Origin of the sequence: Pseudomonas sp. CFII64 (assembly GCF_000416235.1) — a bacterium.
Classification (GTDB): domain Bacteria; phylum Pseudomonadota; class Gammaproteobacteria; order Pseudomonadales; family Pseudomonadaceae; genus Aquipseudomonas.
Map to the genome: position 1 here is coordinate 42,039 of NZ_ATLO01000010.1, position 17,405 is coordinate 59,443.

Genomic DNA, 17,405 nt, shown 5'->3' on the forward strand with positions numbered 1-17,405 from the left:
AGGCGTGCAAGGTTCAAGCAAATGTGTTCAGCCCAAACCGCCGATGTGCCAGGCCTTGATCTCAAGGAACTCGTCCAGACCGTACTTGGAGCCTTCGCGGCCGGTGCCGGATTGCTTCATGCCGCCAAACGGCGCGACTTCCATGGAGATGACTCCGGTATTGAGGCCGACCATGCCGAACTCCAGACGCTCGCCGACGCGAAAGGCGCGGCGGATGTCCTGGGTGAAGTAATAGGCGCCCAAGCCGTAAGGCGTGGCGTTGGCCATGGCCAGCGCTTCGGCTTCGTCCTTGAAGCGGAACAGCGGGGCGACCGGGCCAAAGGTTTCTTCGCTGGCCAGCAGCATGTCCGGCGTGGCGTCGATCAATACCGTGGGTTGCACGTACAGACCGGTGCCTTGGGGCATGCCGCCGATGGCGATGCTCGCGCCTTTTTCCAGGGCGTCGCCGATGTGATGACCGACCTTTTCCACCGCAGCAGCGTTGATCAGCGGGCCGATGGTCACGCCTTCGGCCAGGCCGTCGCCGACTTTCAATTGCGCGACTGCCTGACTCAGGCGCTCGGCGAACCGGTCGTAAATGCCGTCCTGCACCAGAATGCGGTTGGCACAGACGCAGGTTTGCCCGGCATTGCGGAACTTGCTGACCATGACGCCGGCAATCGCCAGATCCAGGTCAGCGTCGTCGAACACGATAAACGGCGCGTTGCCGCCCAGCTCCAGGCTCAGGCGCTTCATGGTGTCGGCACACTGGCTCATGAGCAACTTGCCAATCCTGGTCGAACCGGTGAATGACAGCTTGCGTACTGCTGGATTGCTGGTCATCTCGCCACCGACACCGGCCGGCATGCCGGTCAGCACGCTGAACACTCCGGCCGGAATGCCTGCCCGTTCCGCCAATACCGCCAGGGCAAGGGCTGACAGCGGGGTCATTTCCGATGGTTTGACCAATACGGTGCAGCCCGCAGCCAACGCCGGGGCGCATTTGCGGGTGATCATTGCATTGGGGAAATTCCACGGCGTGATCGCCGCGACTACGCCAATCGGTTGTTTGAGGACCACGATCCGCCGATCAGAAGTGGGCGCCGGAATGGTGTCGCCGTAGATGCGTCGGGCTTCTTCGGCGAACCATTTGACGAAGCTGGCGCCGTAGCCGATTTCGCCACGGGATTCGCTCAACGGCTTGCCCTGTTCGGCAGTCATGATCAAGGCCAGGTCTTCCTGGTTTTCCAGGATCAGCGCATACCAGGCTTCCAGATAACGCGCGCGCTCGGCGGCCGGCACTTCGCGCCAGGTGACGAAACGGCTCTCGGCGGCTTCGATGGCGCGGCGGGTTTCAGCCGCCTGCAAGGCCGGGACATGGGCGATAACGCTGCCATCGGCGGGATTGGTCACGGCGATGGTGGCGCCATCGTCGGCCTCGATCCAGCTGCCGTTGACATAGGCGCGCTCGACGAGCAGAGAAGGGTCACGCAGTGTGCTTTTCAACATGATCAGAATGCCTTGAAGGTCCGGACGATGGACTCATTGTAAAAATGTCCAGCCAGCGCCCGATGCCGAGATAGGCGCTGGAATGATGTGCAAATGCCGAATTCGTTGCGTCGGCGGCACAATTGACCGGCTCTGGTTTATGACTTGTTGCGCCCGGCAATCACCACCAGCAGCAACGACGCCAGAATCAGCAGCGAACTGATTGCCGCAATCGTCGGGTCGATTTCATCGCGCAGCGCGGTGAACATGCGCTTGGTCAGGGTCTGGTTGTCGCCACCGGAAATGAACAGCGCCACCACGGTTTCATCCAGCGAAGTGATGAACGCAAACAGCGTGGCCGACACCAGGCTCGGCTTGATCTGCGGCAAGGTCACGGCCATGAACGCGCGAAAGCGATTCATGCCCAGGCTGCGGGCGACCATTTCCTGGGACATGTCAAAGTTACGCAGCCCGGCCAGCAAGGCGATGATCACGTAGGGCAGGGCGAGCATGATGTGCGCCAGCACCAGTCCGGTCAGCGTGCTGATCAGCCCGACCCGCGCATAAACGAAGAACACCCCGGCGGCGATCAGGATGATCGGCACCATCATCGGCAGCAGCAGAATGATCTGCAGGGTGCGAATCACCCGCAGGCTTGAACTGTTGATGGCATAGGCCGCCGCCATGCCCACCGGCAGGCTGACGACCATGGTCGCCGTCGCGGTGATCAGGCTGACTTTGGCCGCAGACATCCATTCGGCGCTGTTGAAGAACGCTTCGTACCAGCGAAACGACCACTGCTTGGGCGGGAATTGCAGGAACCGCGCTTCAGAAAACGACATCGGCACCACGATCAGCACCGGGATGATCAGGTACAACAGGATCGCGGCGACCAGCAGCGTGAACAGCACCTGGGAAAGCTTCACATGACGCAGGTTGGCAAGGAGTTTCATTTAGCGCGCTCCCAGAATGCGTTCGATAGGAATGAAGCGGTTGATGCCCCAGAAAATCAGGAACACCACAAACAGCAGCACCAGACCGACCGCACTCGCGGCGCCCCAGGCGTGGTACAGCTCGACGTTGCGCTGCACCAGCATCGACACCAGAATCGTGCGGCCGCCACCGAGCAACTCAGGCGTGATGAAAAAGCCCAGGCAGATCACGAACACCAGAATCGAACCGGCCATGATGCCCGGCGCGGCCATGGGCAGGAAAACCCGGCGGAAGGTGTAGAACGGCTTGGCGCCGAGGCTTTCCGAGGCCTGCAGCAAGTCTTGCGGGATCTTTTTCATCACTGAGTACAGCGGCAGAACCATGAACGGCAGCATCACGTGCAGCGTGCCGATCACGGTGCCGGTGGTGTTGTGCATCAGGTTCAGCGGCTGATCGATGATGCCCAGATCCATCAGCGTCTGGTTGACCAGGCCGCGTCGTTGCAGCAGCACCAGCCATGCATAGGAACGTACCAGCACGCTGGTCCAGAACGGGATGATCACGCAGACCAGAATCAGGTTGGCCCAGAAACCGTGCAGCCGGGAGGCGGCGTAGGCGATGGGGAAGCCCAGCACGATGGAAAGGATGGTCACCATGAAGCTGATCTTGAACGTCAGGGCAAAGGTGTCCCAGTAAATGCGCTCCTGAAAGATCCGCACGTAGTTGGCCAGCGAGAAACCTTCTTCGGTCTGTACGGACTGAAATGCCAGCCAGCACATCGGCAGGATCAGCAGCACCACGACCATGAACAATGCGGGTGCCAGCAAAAGTAGCATCGAGGTGTTTTCTTTGCGTTCTTCCCGGGCCAGCGCCTGAGTGGTGGTCATGGGCGGCTGCTGAGGGTTGCCAGAGCCAGGCAGGGTTTTAGCGAGGTAGGCATTGGACATATCGGCCTCCGTCCTGAAGTGCGCAGTGCTTGGGTGTTGTCATGTGGAGGACTCCCGAGGAAGGGGCAGATTCTGAAAGCGGGCATGTTGTTTTCGGTCGCTCTGCGGGACCATGCAGCCTGTAATGTACCGAGATGACGGCGGATGAAGCGGCCACAAATCCCCGGTGGCGAAGCGCTTTATTGCGTAATAGGGTCGGCTGACGGCATGTCCTGCGTTGGGCTGTCTACACCGCGGCTTGCGGCCAAACAAAGCCCGTTGGAGCGAGGCTTGCTGTAGGACCGGCTTTAGCCGGGAGGAGGTCAATCCATTCGAGGCAGGTCCGTCGTCAGGACCATTGCCCTCCCGGCTAAAGCCGGTCCTACCGTTCAATTGTGAGCGGGTGCGCTGCTGTTATTTCTTCTGCACAAACGCCAACCAGCGCTCTTCGGCCTTCACGCCATCCTGGGAAGCCCACCATTTGGCCGAGAGCAGGGCCTGGCGCGACATGTTTTCCGGGGCCGACGGCAGCTTCGCCGCGCGCTCGGCGGGGATGGTGCCGGTCTTGAAGGCTTCCGGGTTGAGCGGGCCGTAATCGATGATCATCGGCAGCGCAGCCTGCAACTTCGCATCAATGGCTTCATTGACGAACTTCATGGCGGCGGTTTTGTGTGGCGAACCCTTGAGCACGCACAGCGAGTTGGTTTCCAGCACGCCCTGGTTGTAATCGAAGGCAACCGGTGCGCCATCAGCCTGCACCGCAGTGATGCGGCCGTTCCAGGCCTGGATCATGTCCACTTCGCCGTCGCTGATCAGCTGCGCCGACTGGCCGCCGGAGGTCCACCAGGTGGAAATATGCGGTTTGATTTCTTCCAGCTTCTTGAACGCGCGTTCAACGTCCAGTGGATACAGTTTGTCCGGCGCTACGCCATCGGCCATCAGGGCGATTTCCAGGGTAGGGCGCGGCAGATTGCGCAGCGAGCGTTGCCCGGGGAATTTCTTGGTGTCCCAGAAATCGGCCCAGGTCTTGGGGGCTGGTTTGCCCTTGAAGGCGTCGGTGCGGTACGCCAGAACCGTGGAATAGCTGATATAGCCGACGCTGTAGTCGTCTTTCACGTCCGCCGGCAATTGCGCGGCATTGGGGATCAGTGCCATATCGAGTTTTTCGAACAGGCCTTCTTCTTCGCCGCGAATACAGTCGCCGGTCGGCAGGTCGACGACATCCCAGGTGACTTTGCCGCTTTGAACCTGGGTCTTGATGATCGGGTAGGCCTTGGGCGAGCTGTCCTGCTTCAAGGTCAAGCCGAGCTTTTTCGCCGCAGGTTCGAGGATCGCCTTGCTTTGCGCTTCCTGATACGCCCCGCCTTGGGAAACAAAGGTGATGTCTTCGGCGAAGGCCAGGGTTGCACTGCTGGTCAATAGCGCCAGGCCAGCGAGTTTGAATGCACGGATACCAGATGTTGTCATGAAGGACTCCCAGTGGTTGGCAGGTGTTGGAGGCGATTTTTTGCTTGTTCTCAGGTCGCTCTGCGGCACCCTGCAACGTTAATGTACTGGCATCGGCCTAACCAAAGCGGGCTCGAATTCACTGCAAATAAGCGCAATATGTCGAAATCAGCGGGACGCGCAGCATCTCCTGCGCTGGCTTGGGGCGAACCGGCAGGGGCGCGCCGCTCAGCCTTGAACGCTGCGAACTATCGGTTGCCAGATCGGGTCGGTATTACAGCGTCGCCGTTTGGCGAATCACTGAATAACGCCCGGAGCCTGAACCATGAAGCCCTATGTCATCTGCCACATGATGTCGTCCATCGACGGCCACGCCCTGACTGACGGCTGGGAACGTCCGTTCAAGAAAGCCGCTGGCGACCTTTATGAAGAGTTGGCGAAAACCTTCAACTTCGATACCTGGATCTGCGGTCGTGTGACCATGCAGGAAATCGCCCATGGCGATGATTACCCTCGTGGCTTGAACCTCTCGCCCATTCCCCGCACGGATCACTTCGCGGACCGCAATGCTTCCAGCTACGCCGTGTCCATTGATCCCCATGGCAAAGTCGCCTGGAAAACCAATCAGGCGCTGGGTTCCCATGTGGTCGAAGTGGTGGCCGAAACCGTTTCCGATGATTACCTGGGGTATCTGCAAAGCATTCAGGTGTCCTACATGTTTGGCGGCAAGATCGACATCGATCTGGCCTACGTCGTCGAAACGCTTTCCCGGGAACTGGGCAGCAAACGCCTGATCGTCGAAGGCGGTCCGCACGTCAGCGGTGCCTTCGTCAATTCGGGGTTGGTGGATGAGGTCAGTGTGCTGATCCTGCCGCTGATCGACGGTCGCGGCGAGCATCCGGCCTCCTTCGAGGTGGGTACTGAAGCATGGACCCAGCCGACCTACCTGAAACTGGTTTCGGCAGAGGTACAGGACGGCGGTGGCGTCTGGTTGCGTTACAGCCGCCCGGATTGATCGGCGGTGAAATGAGTCAGGTCAAGCATTTCCCTCGAAAGAGGGTCGGCATCACTCGTTTGCAGCAATGTCCTTGACAGGGCTGGCAAATCTTTTGTTGAACGAGTGAATAAAGTTGTCCACGGAAAGTGGGGGTATGTCTGTGGATAAGAATGTGAAAGCCCGGCGGGCCGGGCGTTTCGGGCGATGGTCAGGAAATGAGCAGCGACAAATTTCGCGATTTTTGCTTGATTTTCAATGTGGTTTTGTAGCAGTCGCCAAGCGATACATCGAACCTCAGTCGATCTCTTCGTAGGGAAGGCCGACGTAATTTTCCGCAATCGTCCTGCGCCCGGCTTCCGAGCCCACGAAGTAATCCAGTTCGGTTTGCGCAATGCGCTGACTGAAGGCGTCGTGGTCGGGGAACCTGTGCAGCATGGACGTCATCCACCAGGAAAAGCGCTCGGCTTTCCAGACGCGGCGCAAACAGATCTGCGAATAGCGCTCCAGCAAGTCGGTGCGGTTTTCCCGGTAGACCTTGAGCAGGATGCGGTACAGCGTACTGACGTCGCTGGCCGCCAGGTTCAGGCCTTTGGCGCCGGTGGGCGGCACGATATGCGCCGCGTCGCCGAGCAGAAACAGACGTCCGTATTGCATGGGTTCGACGACAAAACTGCGCAGCGGCGCGATGCTTTTTTCTATCGACGGCCCGGTGATCAGGCGTTCTGCAACAGGCGCAGGTAGACGGCTCTTGAGCTCTTGCCAAAAACGCTCGTCGGACCAGTCTTCGACTTTTTCCCCGGCATCCACCTGCACGTAATAACGGGTGCGGGTGGGCGAACGCATGCTGCACAGGGCGAAGCCGCGTGCGTGACGTGCGTAAATCAATTCGTGATCGACCGGCGGGGTGTCGGCGAGTATGCCGAGCCAGCCGAAGGGATAAACCCGCTCGAAAATCTCCAGGCTCTCGGCGGGGATCTTCTGCCGGGAAACCCCATGGAAACCGTCGCAACCGGCGATGTAATCGCAGTCCAGGCGCAGGCTTTGCCCGTCGTGCTCGAAGGTCAGGAACGGCGAGTCGGTTTGCATGCCGTGGGGCTGGACGTTTTCTGCACCGTAGAAGGTGACGGCCCCGGATTCGGCGCGAGCGTCCATCAGGTCGCGGGTCACTTCGGTCTGGCCATAGACCATGACGGTTTTGCCGCCGGTCAGGTGCTTGAGATCGATGCGTTCGCAGCGATCACCCAAAGCCAACTGGAAACCTTCGTGAACCATGCCGTGCTGATCCATGCGTGCAGCAACGCCGGCCTCGCGCAGCAGGTCGACCATGCCTTGTTCCAGCACCCCGGCGCGAATTCTCGACAGGATGTAATCGGGGTTCTTGCGCTCGACGATGACGTTGTCGATACCGGCACGTTGCAGCAGTTGTCCGAGCAGCAGGCCGGACGGCCCGCCGCCAATAATGGCGACTTGAGTTTTCATTGGAGTGGTCCTTGCGCGACGCTGTTATTTTTGTGTCCTGTATTTTTGGTGGCTAAAGATCGGGATTGAAGACATTATTCGCTGCTTTTCATGGACTTTTCATAGCGCTTTTCAACGGAGGCGGCATGAGCAAACCGTCCGCAACGGCCGTTCCGGTCTTCAAGCTTTACGGCGAAACCAGCGCCTGGCCCACACCGGACCTGATTCATTGCGAGTCGATTCCGGAGCGCAGCAAGCTGCATGACTGGGAAATCCGTTCCCATGCCCACAGCGATCTGGTGCAGCTGCTTTACGTGCAGTCCGGGTCGGCGACGTTGTATGTGGAAGATGTCGTTCGCTACGTGGAGTCGGCTGCGCTGCAAGTCATCCCGGCGTTGAGCGTGCACCGCTTCAGTTTTTCCGCAGACATTCAGGGCTATATTCTCAGCCTGGCGCAACCGTTGGCTGATCAGCTGAACGCAGCGCTGGATGCTGCGGTACTGGGCGTCGCAGCCTGCCATGCCGTTGACAGCCAACAGCGGCAACCACTGGATACACTGTTTGCCGCGATCATCGATGAGTATGCTCAGCACAAGCCCGGGCGCGATTCGATGCTGCAATCGCTGATCACGATGTTGTCCATCTGGCTGGGTCGCCGCAGCCTTGAGCATGCGCCCCAGGACCTGCGATCCCGGGAGCGCGGCCGGGAGCATTTGCAGGCGTTCACTCGCGCCGTCGGTGTGCACTTTCGTGAGCACTGGCCTATCGAGCGTTACGCCGAACAACTGGGTATCAGCGCCGCGTATCTGAATGCCTTGTGTCGGCGACTGACTGAGCAGTCGGCCTTGCAGATCATCAATCAGCGCTTGCTGCTGGAAGCCAAGCGCGACCTGGTCTACACCACGTTGACCATCAATCAGGTATCCGACCGGCTGGGTTTTTCCGAACCGGCTTATTTTTCGCGGTTTTTCAAACGTTGTACCGGCCAGTCACCCAAGCACTTTCGCATCCAGCGTTGAGCGGATGCTTTCTCTCGAAGGCGAATACTGCGTTGAATATTGATACTCGAATCAAGTTTCGCCATCTGGTGTGTTTTCTTGAAGTTGCCCGCCAAGGCAGTCTGGCCCGGGCTTCCGACCAACTGGCGATCAGTCAGCCAGCGCTGTCCAAAACCCTCAAGGAGCTGGAAACTCTGCTGGCGACGCAGTTGTTTGTGCGCAGTAAAAGTGGCGCGGCGTTGACCGAGGCGGGCGTGGCGTTTCTGCGCTTCGCCGGTCCGAGCGTGCAGTCCTTGCGCGAAGGGGTGAACAGCCTGCGATCCGGCGAACATGAACCGGTGACCGCGCGCCTTGGCGTGCTGTCGACCGTCGAAAGCCAGCTGGTGCCGGAAGTGGTGTGTCGCCTGCATGCCCGGCATCCGGCGCTGATCGTCAGCGTGATGACCGGGCCCAGCGCTTATCTGCTGTCCCAATTACGGGTTGGCGAGCTGGATCTGGTGGTCGGGCGCATGACCGACAGTCCGTTGATTCAGGGCCTGACCTTCGAGCACTTGTACAGCGAGTCGATGACCTTGGTGGTACGCCGCGACCATCCGTTGCTGCAAGGTGTGGTGCAGCGCGAAAGCCTGGAACATTTCCCCATGGTGCTGCCATTGGCCGGGACCACCATTCGCAAATTCGCCGACAGCCTGTTCGTGCAATATGGCATCAGCCCGCCGCGCCAGCGTCTGGAAACCTTGTCGCTGACCTTGAGCCGTCGCTATGTGCAGTGCAGCGATGCCATCTGGATCGCGCCGTTTGACGCGGTGCAGCTGGACTTGAACAGCGGCGAGCTGAGCGAGCTGGAACTGGGCATTCGTGAACCCGGCGGCTCGGTGGGCATTTGCAGCAATCCGGCGTTACCACTTTCCAAGGCTGCGCAGTGGTGCGTGGATGTGCTGCGGGAAGTGGGCGACGACTACGGCAAAGACCCTCATCCATAACCATATGGATATGGATCGCGTCATTTTATTCAATTTCGGTTTGGTTCAAGGCAAGTGACACTGGGCTACAGCCTGGTGCATCGTCCTCAGCGGTCATGTCGCCACTTAAAACTCCTCATAAAAACCAGGGAGAAGCCGATGTCTGAAGCAGACAGCAGCCGTTTTGTCATTCGTGACCGAAACTGGCACCCCAAAGCCTTGACCCCCGATTACAAGACCTCGATCCTGCGCTCGCCAAAACAAGCGCTGGTGAGCATTCCGCAATCCGTTTCCGAAGCCACCGGTCCTGATTTTTCCCACCTGAATTTTGGCGTGCATGACAACGATCTGCTGCTGAACTTCAACCGTGGCGGCTTGCCGATTGGCGAGCGCATCATCGTTGCCGGTCGGGTCTGCGACCAATACGGCAAACCCGTCCCGCATACGCTGGTGGAGATCTGGCAGGCCAACGCGGGCGGGCGTTATCGTCACAAGCGTGATGCTTATCTGGCGCCCATCGATCCTAACTTCGGCGGCGTCGGTCGCGCCCTGACGGATCGTGACGGCAACTACAGTTTTCGCACCGTCAAACCGGGCCCGTATCCGTGGCGCAACGGCCCCAATGACTGGCGGCCGGCGCATATCCACGTCTCGGTCAGCGGCCCGTCGATTGCCACACGTTTGATCACCCAGCTGTATTTCGAAGGCGATCCGCTGATCCCGCTTTGCCCGATTGTGAAGTCCATCGTCAACCCGGAAGCCGTGCAAAGCCTGATCGCCCGGCTTGACATGGGCATGGCTAATCCCATGGATTGCCTGGCGTACCGCTTTGACATCGTCCTGCGCGGCCAGCGCAGCACGCACTTCGAAAACCGCTGAGGAGGCACGAGCATGCCCGTTCAACTTTTGCCTGAAACCCCTTCGCAAACCGCCGGCCCGTACGTGCATATCGGCCTGGCCCTGGAAGCGGCGGGCAACCCGCCCCGGGATCTGGAAATCGCCCATGAAATGGCCACGGCCGACGCGCCGGGGGAACATATCGTGCTGGTAGGCAATGTCTACGATGGCAACGGCCACTTGATTCGCGATGCCTTCCTGGAGTTCTGGCAGGCCGATCACCAGGGTGTTTACGACCCGATTTATGATCCGCAAAAGCCCTTCAACTGTTTTGGTCGTACCGCCACGGGCGAGGATGGCCAGTGGCTGCTGAATACCATCAAGCCAGGTATCGTGCTCAATGCCGCCGGTACGCCGATGGCCGCGCACATCAACCTGTCGCTGTTTGCCCGAGGGATCAACATCCATTTGCAAACCCGGTTGTACTTCGACGATGAAGCCCAGGCCAACGCGATTGATCCGGTATTGAACCTGATCGAGCAACCGGCGCGCCGGGAAACGCTGATCGCCAAGCGGTGCAGCATCGACGGCAAGTTGGCCTATCAGTTTGATATTCGGGTACAGGGCGAGGATGAAACGGTGTTCTTCGACTTCTGATCTGGGCAAGTTGTGTAGCAAACGCGTGCATAAGGGGGGCCGCTGCAGCGGACCACCCCAATAATAATAAAAGGAACAACCATGACACTTTCGGCTCGCTTCCCGGAGGCCGGCACCCTCGATGTGCAGGCTTTCATCAATGCCCAACCCTTGTCCCGCTACCAATGGCGGGTGGTCGCGCTGTGTTTTCTGATTGTTTTTCTCGACGGCCTGGACACTGCGGCCATGGGCTTTATCGCGCCCGCATTGAGCGTCGACTGGGGCATCAATCGCGCGAGCCTGGGCCCGGTGATGAGTGCTGCGCTGATCGGCATGGTCTTTGGCGCCTTGGGCTCCGGGCCATTGGCGGATCGCTTCGGCCGCAAGGTCGTGCTGGTCGTTGCGGTGTTTATATTCGGCGTCTTCAGCCTGTTGTCGGCTTACAGCAGCAACATCGACCAATTGCTGATCCTGCGCCTGTTGACCGGCGTCGGCCTGGGCGCTGCCATGCCCAATGCGACGACGCTGCTCTCGGAGTACACCCCGGAACGACTCAAGTCGCTGCTGGTGACCAGCATGTTCTGCGGCTTCAATCTGGGCATGGCTTGCGGCGGCTTCATCTCCGCCAAAATGATCCCGGCCCTGGGCTGGCACAGCCTGCTGATGCTCGGCGGGATTCTGCCGCTGCTGCTGAGTGTGGTGCTGTTGTTCTGGCTGCCGGAATCGGCGCGGTTCCTGGTGGTACGCAATCGCGGCGTGGAGCGCATTCGCAAGGTGCTGGCGCCGATCTCGCCACTGGAAGTGGCCAACGCCAAGGATTTCAGCGTGCCGGAACAGAAAACCGTGCGCAGCCGCAATGTCCTGAAAGTGGTGTTCTCCGGTACTTACAGCGCTGGCACCTTGCTGCTGTGGCTGACCTATTTCATGGGGCTGGTGATTGTCTACTTGCTCACCAGCTGGCTGCCGACCCTGATGCGCGACAGCGGCGCGAGCATGGAACAATCGGCATTCATCGGCGCGCTGTTTCAGTTCGGCGGTGTGCTGAGCGCGGTTGGCGTGGGCTGGGCGATGGACAAATACAACCCCCACAAAGTGATTGGTATCGCTTATTTTCTGGCCGGGATATTTGCCTGGCTGGTGGGTCAAAGCCTGGGCAACGTCGCGGTGTTGGCAACCTTGGTGCTGTTGGCCGGGATGTGCGTCAACGGCGCGCAATCGGCCATGCCTTCCCTGGCGGCGCGTTTCTACCCGACACAAGGCCGCGCCACCGGTGTTTCGTGGATGCTCGGTATCGGACGCTTCGGCGCGATTCTTGGCGCGTGGGCCGGGGCAACCTTGTTGGGCCTGGGCTGGAATTTCGAACAGGTACTGACTGCGCTGGTCGTGCCTGCGGCGGTCGCGGCAATTGCTGTGGTAATCAAAGGCTGGGTCAGCCACTCGGATGCCACCTGACATAAGGACGACAGACGTGAATCAGCTTTTCGACGCGTACTTCACGCAACCGGCTATGCGCGAGGTGTTCTCCGATCACGGTCGGGTGCAGGGCATGCTCGACTTCGAAGCCGCGCTTGCCCGGGCCGAGGCCAGCATCGGATTGATCCCGGCTGAAGTGGTCGCGGACATCGAAGCCGCCTGCCGCGCCGAGCTGTTCGATTTTGATGAGTTGGCGATTGCCGTGGTCAATGCCGGCAACTCGGCAATCCCGTTGGTCAAGGCGCTGGGCAAGCAGATCGCCGCGCGCAATCGCGTCGCCGAACGTTACGTGCACATGGGCGCCACCAGTCAGGACGCCATGGACAGCGGTCTGATCCTGCAACTGCGCCAGGCGGTGCAACTGCTGGAAATCGATCTGGGCAACCTGGCGGATTCTCTGGCGCAACAGGCCCGACGCTATGCGTTGACGCCGCTGGCCGGGCGCACCTGGTTGCAGCAGGCAACGCCGGTAACCCTAGGCATGAAAATCGCCGGTTGGCTGGGCGCCGTAACCCGGCACCGCCAGCGTTTGATGGACATCAAACCGCGCCTGCTGAGCCTGCAATTTGGCGGCGCATCCGGCACTCTCGCGGCGCTGGGCGACCAGGGTTTTGCGGTGGCCGAAGCCTTGGCGCGGGACCTGCAATTGACGCTGCCCGAGCAACCCTGGCACACCCATCGCGACCGGCTGGTGGAGTTCGCCAGCCTGCTGGGCATGATCGCTGGCAGCTTGGGCAAGGTCGGTCGGGATATCAGCCTGTTGATGCAAACCGAAGTCGGCGAGCTGTTCGAACCCGCAGCGGCGGGCAAGGGCGGTTCCTCGACCATGCCGCACAAACGCAATCCCGTTGGCGCAGCGGTGATGATCGGTGCCTCGGTGCGTGCCCCGGGACTGGTCGCCACGATGTTCGCCGCCATGGCCCAGGAGCACGAGCGCAGCCTGGGCCTGTGGCATGCCGAATGGGAAACCCTGCCGGACCTGTGCTGTCTGGTGTCCGGCTCGTTGCAGCAGGCTTTGCAGGTCATTCCGGAACTGGAAGTCGACACCGCGCGGATGCTGGAAAACCTCGATTCGACCAAAGGCCTGGTGCTGGCCGAAGCGGTGAGCATAGCGCTGGCCAAACGTCTGGGTCGCGATGCCGCCCATCATCTGATCGAACAATGCTGTCGCAGCGCGGTGGAGCAGGGCAGCCATCTGCGGCAGGTGCTGGGTCAACATCCGCAGGTCAGCGCCGAACTGTCCACTGCTGAGCTGGATCAGCTGCTCGACCCCGCCAACTACCTGGGGCAGGCCGGACGTTGGGTGGAACGGGCGATGGCGGAGCATGAAGCACTGAAACCTCTGTAGGAGCCAACTTGTTGGCCAGGCAATCCAAAGCTCGCCAACAAGTTGGCTCCTACAGCACCTTTATTCCATTTGAAATCTGAAGGAGCCTCCAATGCCTTTCATTCACCTCTCCGACGGCGATCTGCATTACCAGCTCGACGGTCCACAAGGCGCGCCGGTACTGCTGCTTTCCAATTCGCTGGGCACCGATCTGCATATGTGGGACGCACAGATTCCGGCGTTCATCGGGCATTTCCAGGTCTTGCGTTACGACACGCGCGGGCATGGCCGGTCGCTGGTGAGCGAAGGTCCGTATAGCATCGAGCAGAATGGCCATGACGTATTGGCACTGCTGGATGCACTGCAACTGGAGCAGGTTTCGTTCTGCGGTCTGTCCATGGGCGGGCTGATTGGCCAATGGCTGGCGATCAACGCAACTGAACGATTCAAGCGTGTGGTGCTGTGCAACACCGCCGCGAAAATCGGCAGCCCACAGATCTGGAATCCGCGCATAGAAGGCGTATTGCGCGACGGTGTCGCCGGGATGCAGGCGCTGCGCGAAGCGACGATTGCACGCTGGTTTACCCCGGAATTTATCGCGGCGCAGCCGCAACAGGTGGAGGCCTTGGTGAACATGCTTGCGCAGACCTCGCCCCAGGGTTACGCGGCCAACTGTGCGGCGGTGCGTGACGCGGATTTCCGTGCGCAGCTGGGCGCGATCTCGCTGCCGGTGCTGGTGGTCAGTGGCGCTCAGGATCCAGTCACCACGCCCGCCGACGGGCGCTATCTGGTCGAGCAGGTTACCGATGCGCACTATGTCGAGTTGAATGCGGCGCACCTTTCCAGTGTCGAAGCCGCCGCTGCGTTCAATGAGCGCGTGCTGGCCTTTCTAACAGCTTGAAACCGGAGGACAGGATGGACGAGAAGCAACGTTACGAAGCGGGCATGCAAGTGCGTCGCGCAGTGTTGGGCGATACCCACGTCGACAACAGCCTGAAGAAACTCACGCCATTCAATGAAGAGTTTCAGGAAATGATCACCCGGCATGCCTGGGGTGATATCTGGACCCGGCCGGGCTTGCCACGGCATACCCGAAGCCTGGTGACCATCGCCATGTTGATCGGCATGAACCGCGAGGGCGAACTGCGCCTGCACCTGAAGGCAGCGAAGAACAATGGCGTGACCCGCGACGAGATCAAGGAAGTGCTGATGCAAAGCGCGATCTACTGCGGCATTCCAGCGGCCAATGCCACGTTTCATCTGGCCGAAGAAGTCTGGGACGAAATGGGCGTGGAGTCGCTGAATCCGGCGCAGTAAAGCGAATCGCTGCAGCGACAGGACGCAGTGTGCCCGTCGCTCAGAACGCCAGAGGCTGTTTCGTTAAAGCCATCGGCTTGCGTTGAAAAGTTTACTGCGGGCTATCTGTTTGAAGGTATCAGGCGTTATACAACGCTTATTACCTGATTTAATTAAGCTTGTTACCTGTGGATCGTGGTTTAACAAGACTTTATGTCTTGTATTAGAACCAGACCTCAATACATTCTGAATAAGTGCTGGTGTGGCTGGCAAACTGGCATCATGATGCGCAAGGCATTATTTGACGTCTGCCTGGATACATACCGCTTGTCCTATTCGCTGTGTATCAAGAGGTCGGTCGTCATGCGTGCCATAGCCCTATCCGATAGCAAAAAACTGAGCGAACTTGAGCGGTTGGTACAAGCAGCCGCCTATTCGGCAGTTTGCGCCAGTGCCATGTTGTTGGTTCATGCCGACAATGAGTGGGAGTTGCTGGCCCACTTTGGTCCGGATTATCCACGGCGTGTCGATACTGTTTTCATCAACGCGGTTGCTGCCGCCGTCACAGAAGAAGATCTATTGATTCTCGACACGCAGCAGCCACGTTCCAGCCCGACGTTGACGCTTGCGGGGCTGGGCAATCCGGCCTTGCAGTTCATGGCTTGCGTAGCAGTGCGCGGTGATGCAGGCGCGCTGTTGGGGCTGTTGCTGGTGACGAACACGGGAGCCCAGGATTCGCTGAGCCCGGCGCAGATTTACACCTTGCATACTCACGCCGCTCAGTTGGCCTGTCGGCTGGAAATCAGCAATAACGCCGGCGCCATGCAGAACAACAACGCGGTTATCGAGCGCTTGCGACTCCTGGAATCCGTCGTGGTGAATGCCAAGGATGCGATCCTTATTTCAGAGGCTGAACCGATTGATGAACCCGGCCCGCGTATTGTTTATTGCAATCCTGCGTTTCTTTCCACTACCGGTTTTAGTGAAAGCGAAGTTCTGGGCAAAACCCCGCGCATTCTTCAATGCGAAGAAACCTGTCGCAAGACCCTGGATAAGATCCGCGCGTCACTGCAGCGTTGGGAGCCGATTGAAGTAGAGCTGCTCAATACGCGCCGCGATGGCAGTAAGTTCTGGGTGCAACTAAGTATTGTGCCGGTCGCCAACGAAAAGGGCTGGTTTACGCACTGGGTTTCGGTTCAGCGTGATATCAGCGAACGCAAGGCCGTCGAAGATCTGGCCGCTCAAGCGCAGATCGCCAAGGCTGAAAGAGTCTTGCTCGAAACCCGCTTGATCGAGCGCGAACGCATCGGTCAGGAACTTGCTTATGCCGTTTTTCATGACGGCCTGACGCAGCTGTACAACCGCTCGTTCATCATGGACCGACTGGCTGAAGTGTTCAGTCAGAACGAGCCGGGAGCGTTACCGCAAGCCACGCTGTTATTTCTCGATCTGGACCGCTTCAAGATGGTCAACGACAGCCTGGGACACCGGGCAGGTGATCTTTTGCTCACGCTCACTGCCCGTCGGCTGGAAAGTTGCCTGAGAGCGCAGGACGTATTGGCGCGATTAGGCGGCGATGAGTTTGCGATTTTATTGACCGGTGATGTGCGGCAATCGTACGCCGTCGAGATGGCCGAACGGATCATTCAGCAGTTGCAGGCGCCTGTATCCATCGAAGGACAGGCATTATTTACCTCATGCAGCATCGGTATCGTCACGGTCGGCCATAACCATTGCACGCCCGAGGACCTTTTACGTGACGCCGACGTTGCCATGTATGCGGCAAAAAGAAAGGGCAGCGGGCGCTGGGCGATATTCGACAGTTCAATGCGCGACGAAGCCGTCGAGTCATTGTTATTGCAGAACGCGCTGCGTCAGGCACTGGCACGAGCAGAGTTTGCCGTGTACTACCAGCCCATTTATGACGTCGCCAGCGGGCAGATAAAAGGCGTTGAAGCTCTGGCCCGCTGGACGCATCCATTGCGCGGCATCGTGCCGCCCGAGGTGTTCATCTCGGTCGCAGAGGATATCGGACTCATTCACGAGCTGGGACAGTGGGTCATGCAGCGCGCATGCCGTGACTTGCAGGGCTGGAAACAGCGCTTCCCGGCCTTGAATCTGCGTTTGAATGTCAATGTGTCCGGTCGGGAATTGAAGCAGCCGGGGTACCTTGATCAACTTCGGCAGATTTTGCAGGTTTCAGGATTCAGTGCGCACGCATTGCAGATCGAAATCACTGAAACAGTGTTCCTGCATGAACCTGAGGTGGTCGGTGAAATACTGGAGCAACTGCGCGCTCTGGGTGTACAGGTGGCACTGGATGACTTTGGCACCGGCTACAGTTCGCTGGGCTACATTGATCGCTACCCCATTGATGCGATCAAGATTGATCGCTCGTTTGTTTCGCGGATGATGTCCTCCGAACGCACGGTCGCCATTGTCCAGAGCATTCTGGGTCTGGGCCAGACCCTGAAACTGGACATTACCGCTGAAGGCATCGAAACCACCGCGCAATTGCACATGCTGCAAAGCATGCAGTGCCCATCGGTGCAGGGTTATCTGCTGAGTCCACCGCTGGTAGCGGAGCAACTGACTAGTTTGCTGGAAAGCCTCAACCAGTCGGCTGAACACCTGCTCAAATAGGCCGAC

Annotated in this window: 15 protein-coding genes; 10 read left to right on the top strand and 5 right to left on the bottom strand. The window is 59.3% G+C overall.

Annotated elements, in window-relative coordinates; translation table 11 throughout:
* Positions 1-27: 27 nt before the first annotated feature.
* The 4 genes from CFII64_RS05100 to CFII64_RS05115 form a co-directional block, all read right to left on the bottom strand.
* Entirely contained in the window at positions 28-1,488 is a 1,461-nt protein-coding gene (locus tag CFII64_RS05100; RefSeq protein ID WP_020289700.1) for an NAD-dependent succinate-semialdehyde dehydrogenase, read from the bottom strand.
* 137 nt (positions 1,489-1,625) lie between these two features.
* Positions 1,626-2,420, bottom strand: coding sequence for an ABC transporter permease (locus CFII64_RS05105; protein WP_020289701.1), 795 nt, complete (start codon positions 2,418-2,420; stop codon positions 1,626-1,628).
* Entirely contained in the window at positions 2,421-3,347 is a 927-nt protein-coding gene (locus tag CFII64_RS05110) for an ABC transporter permease (RefSeq protein ID WP_020289702.1), read from the bottom strand.
* Positions 3,348-3,740: 393 nt separating this feature from the next.
* A complete protein-coding gene (locus tag CFII64_RS05115) occupies positions 3,741-4,793 on the bottom strand; it encodes an ABC transporter substrate-binding protein (RefSeq protein ID WP_020289703.1) in 1,053 nt (350 codons plus the stop codon).
* Positions 4,794-5,097: 304 nt separating this feature from the next.
* Here CFII64_RS05115 and CFII64_RS05120 point away from each other — a divergent pair, with 304 nt between their 5' ends.
* Positions 5,098-5,787, top strand: coding sequence for a dihydrofolate reductase family protein (locus CFII64_RS05120; protein ID WP_020289704.1), 690 nt, complete (start codon positions 5,098-5,100; stop codon positions 5,785-5,787).
* 276 nt (positions 5,788-6,063) lie between these two features.
* Here the strand turns inward: CFII64_RS05120 and pobA are convergent, their stop codons facing one another.
* Positions 6,064-7,248, bottom strand: a complete 1,185-nt coding sequence (gene pobA, locus CFII64_RS05125; protein WP_020289705.1) for a 4-hydroxybenzoate 3-monooxygenase — start codon at positions 7,246-7,248, stop codon at positions 6,064-6,066.
* A gap of 125 nt (positions 7,249-7,373) precedes the next feature.
* Here pobA and CFII64_RS05130 point away from each other — a divergent pair, with 125 nt between their 5' ends.
* The 9 genes from CFII64_RS05130 (at position 7,374) to CFII64_RS05170 (ending at position 17,399) form a co-directional block, all read left to right on the top strand.
* Complete coding sequence (locus CFII64_RS05130) at positions 7,374-8,246, top strand: helix-turn-helix domain-containing protein (protein WP_020289706.1); 873 nt, start codon at positions 7,374-7,376, stop codon at positions 8,244-8,246.
* Positions 8,247-8,278: 32 nt separating this feature from the next.
* Positions 8,279-9,208 (top strand): pca operon transcription factor PcaQ, encoded by a 930-nt coding sequence (gene pcaQ, locus CFII64_RS05135; RefSeq protein ID WP_020289707.1) that lies wholly within the window; start codon positions 8,279-8,281, stop codon positions 9,206-9,208.
* Between the two features lie 138 nt (positions 9,209-9,346).
* Positions 9,347-10,066 carry a protocatechuate 3,4-dioxygenase subunit beta gene (gene pcaH / locus CFII64_RS05140; protein WP_020289708.1) on the top strand — a complete coding sequence of 240 codons (720 nt, stop codon included), beginning with the start codon at positions 9,347-9,349 and terminating at the stop codon, positions 10,064-10,066.
* 12 nt (positions 10,067-10,078) lie between these two features.
* Positions 10,079-10,681, top strand: a complete 603-nt coding sequence (pcaG, locus tag CFII64_RS05145) for a protocatechuate 3,4-dioxygenase subunit alpha (RefSeq protein WP_020289709.1) — start codon at positions 10,079-10,081, stop codon at positions 10,679-10,681.
* An 81-nt stretch (positions 10,682-10,762) separates the two neighbouring features.
* Positions 10,763-12,112: an MFS transporter gene (locus tag CFII64_RS05150; RefSeq protein ID WP_020289710.1), complete on the top strand. Its 1,350-nt coding sequence runs from the start codon at positions 10,763-10,765 to the stop codon at positions 12,110-12,112.
* Complete coding sequence (locus CFII64_RS05155) at positions 12,102-13,481, top strand: 3-carboxy-cis,cis-muconate cycloisomerase (protein ID WP_044901174.1); 1,380 nt, start codon at positions 12,102-12,104, stop codon at positions 13,479-13,481. Before CFII64_RS05150 ends, CFII64_RS05155 begins: the two co-directional genes overlap by 11 nt.
* Before the next feature lie 91 nt (positions 13,482-13,572).
* On the top strand, positions 13,573-14,361 hold the full coding sequence (pcaD, locus tag CFII64_RS05160) for a 3-oxoadipate enol-lactonase (RefSeq protein WP_020289712.1): 789 nt from the start codon (positions 13,573-13,575) through the stop codon (positions 14,359-14,361).
* Between the two features lie 14 nt (positions 14,362-14,375).
* Complete coding sequence (gene pcaC, locus CFII64_RS05165) at positions 14,376-14,777, top strand: 4-carboxymuconolactone decarboxylase (protein ID WP_020289713.1); 402 nt, start codon at positions 14,376-14,378, stop codon at positions 14,775-14,777.
* Between the two features lie 342 nt (positions 14,778-15,119).
* Complete coding sequence (locus tag CFII64_RS05170; RefSeq protein ID WP_020289714.1) at positions 15,120-17,399, top strand: EAL domain-containing protein; 2,280 nt, start codon at positions 15,120-15,122, stop codon at positions 17,397-17,399.
* The last annotated feature ends 6 nt before the right edge of the window (positions 17,400-17,405 follow it).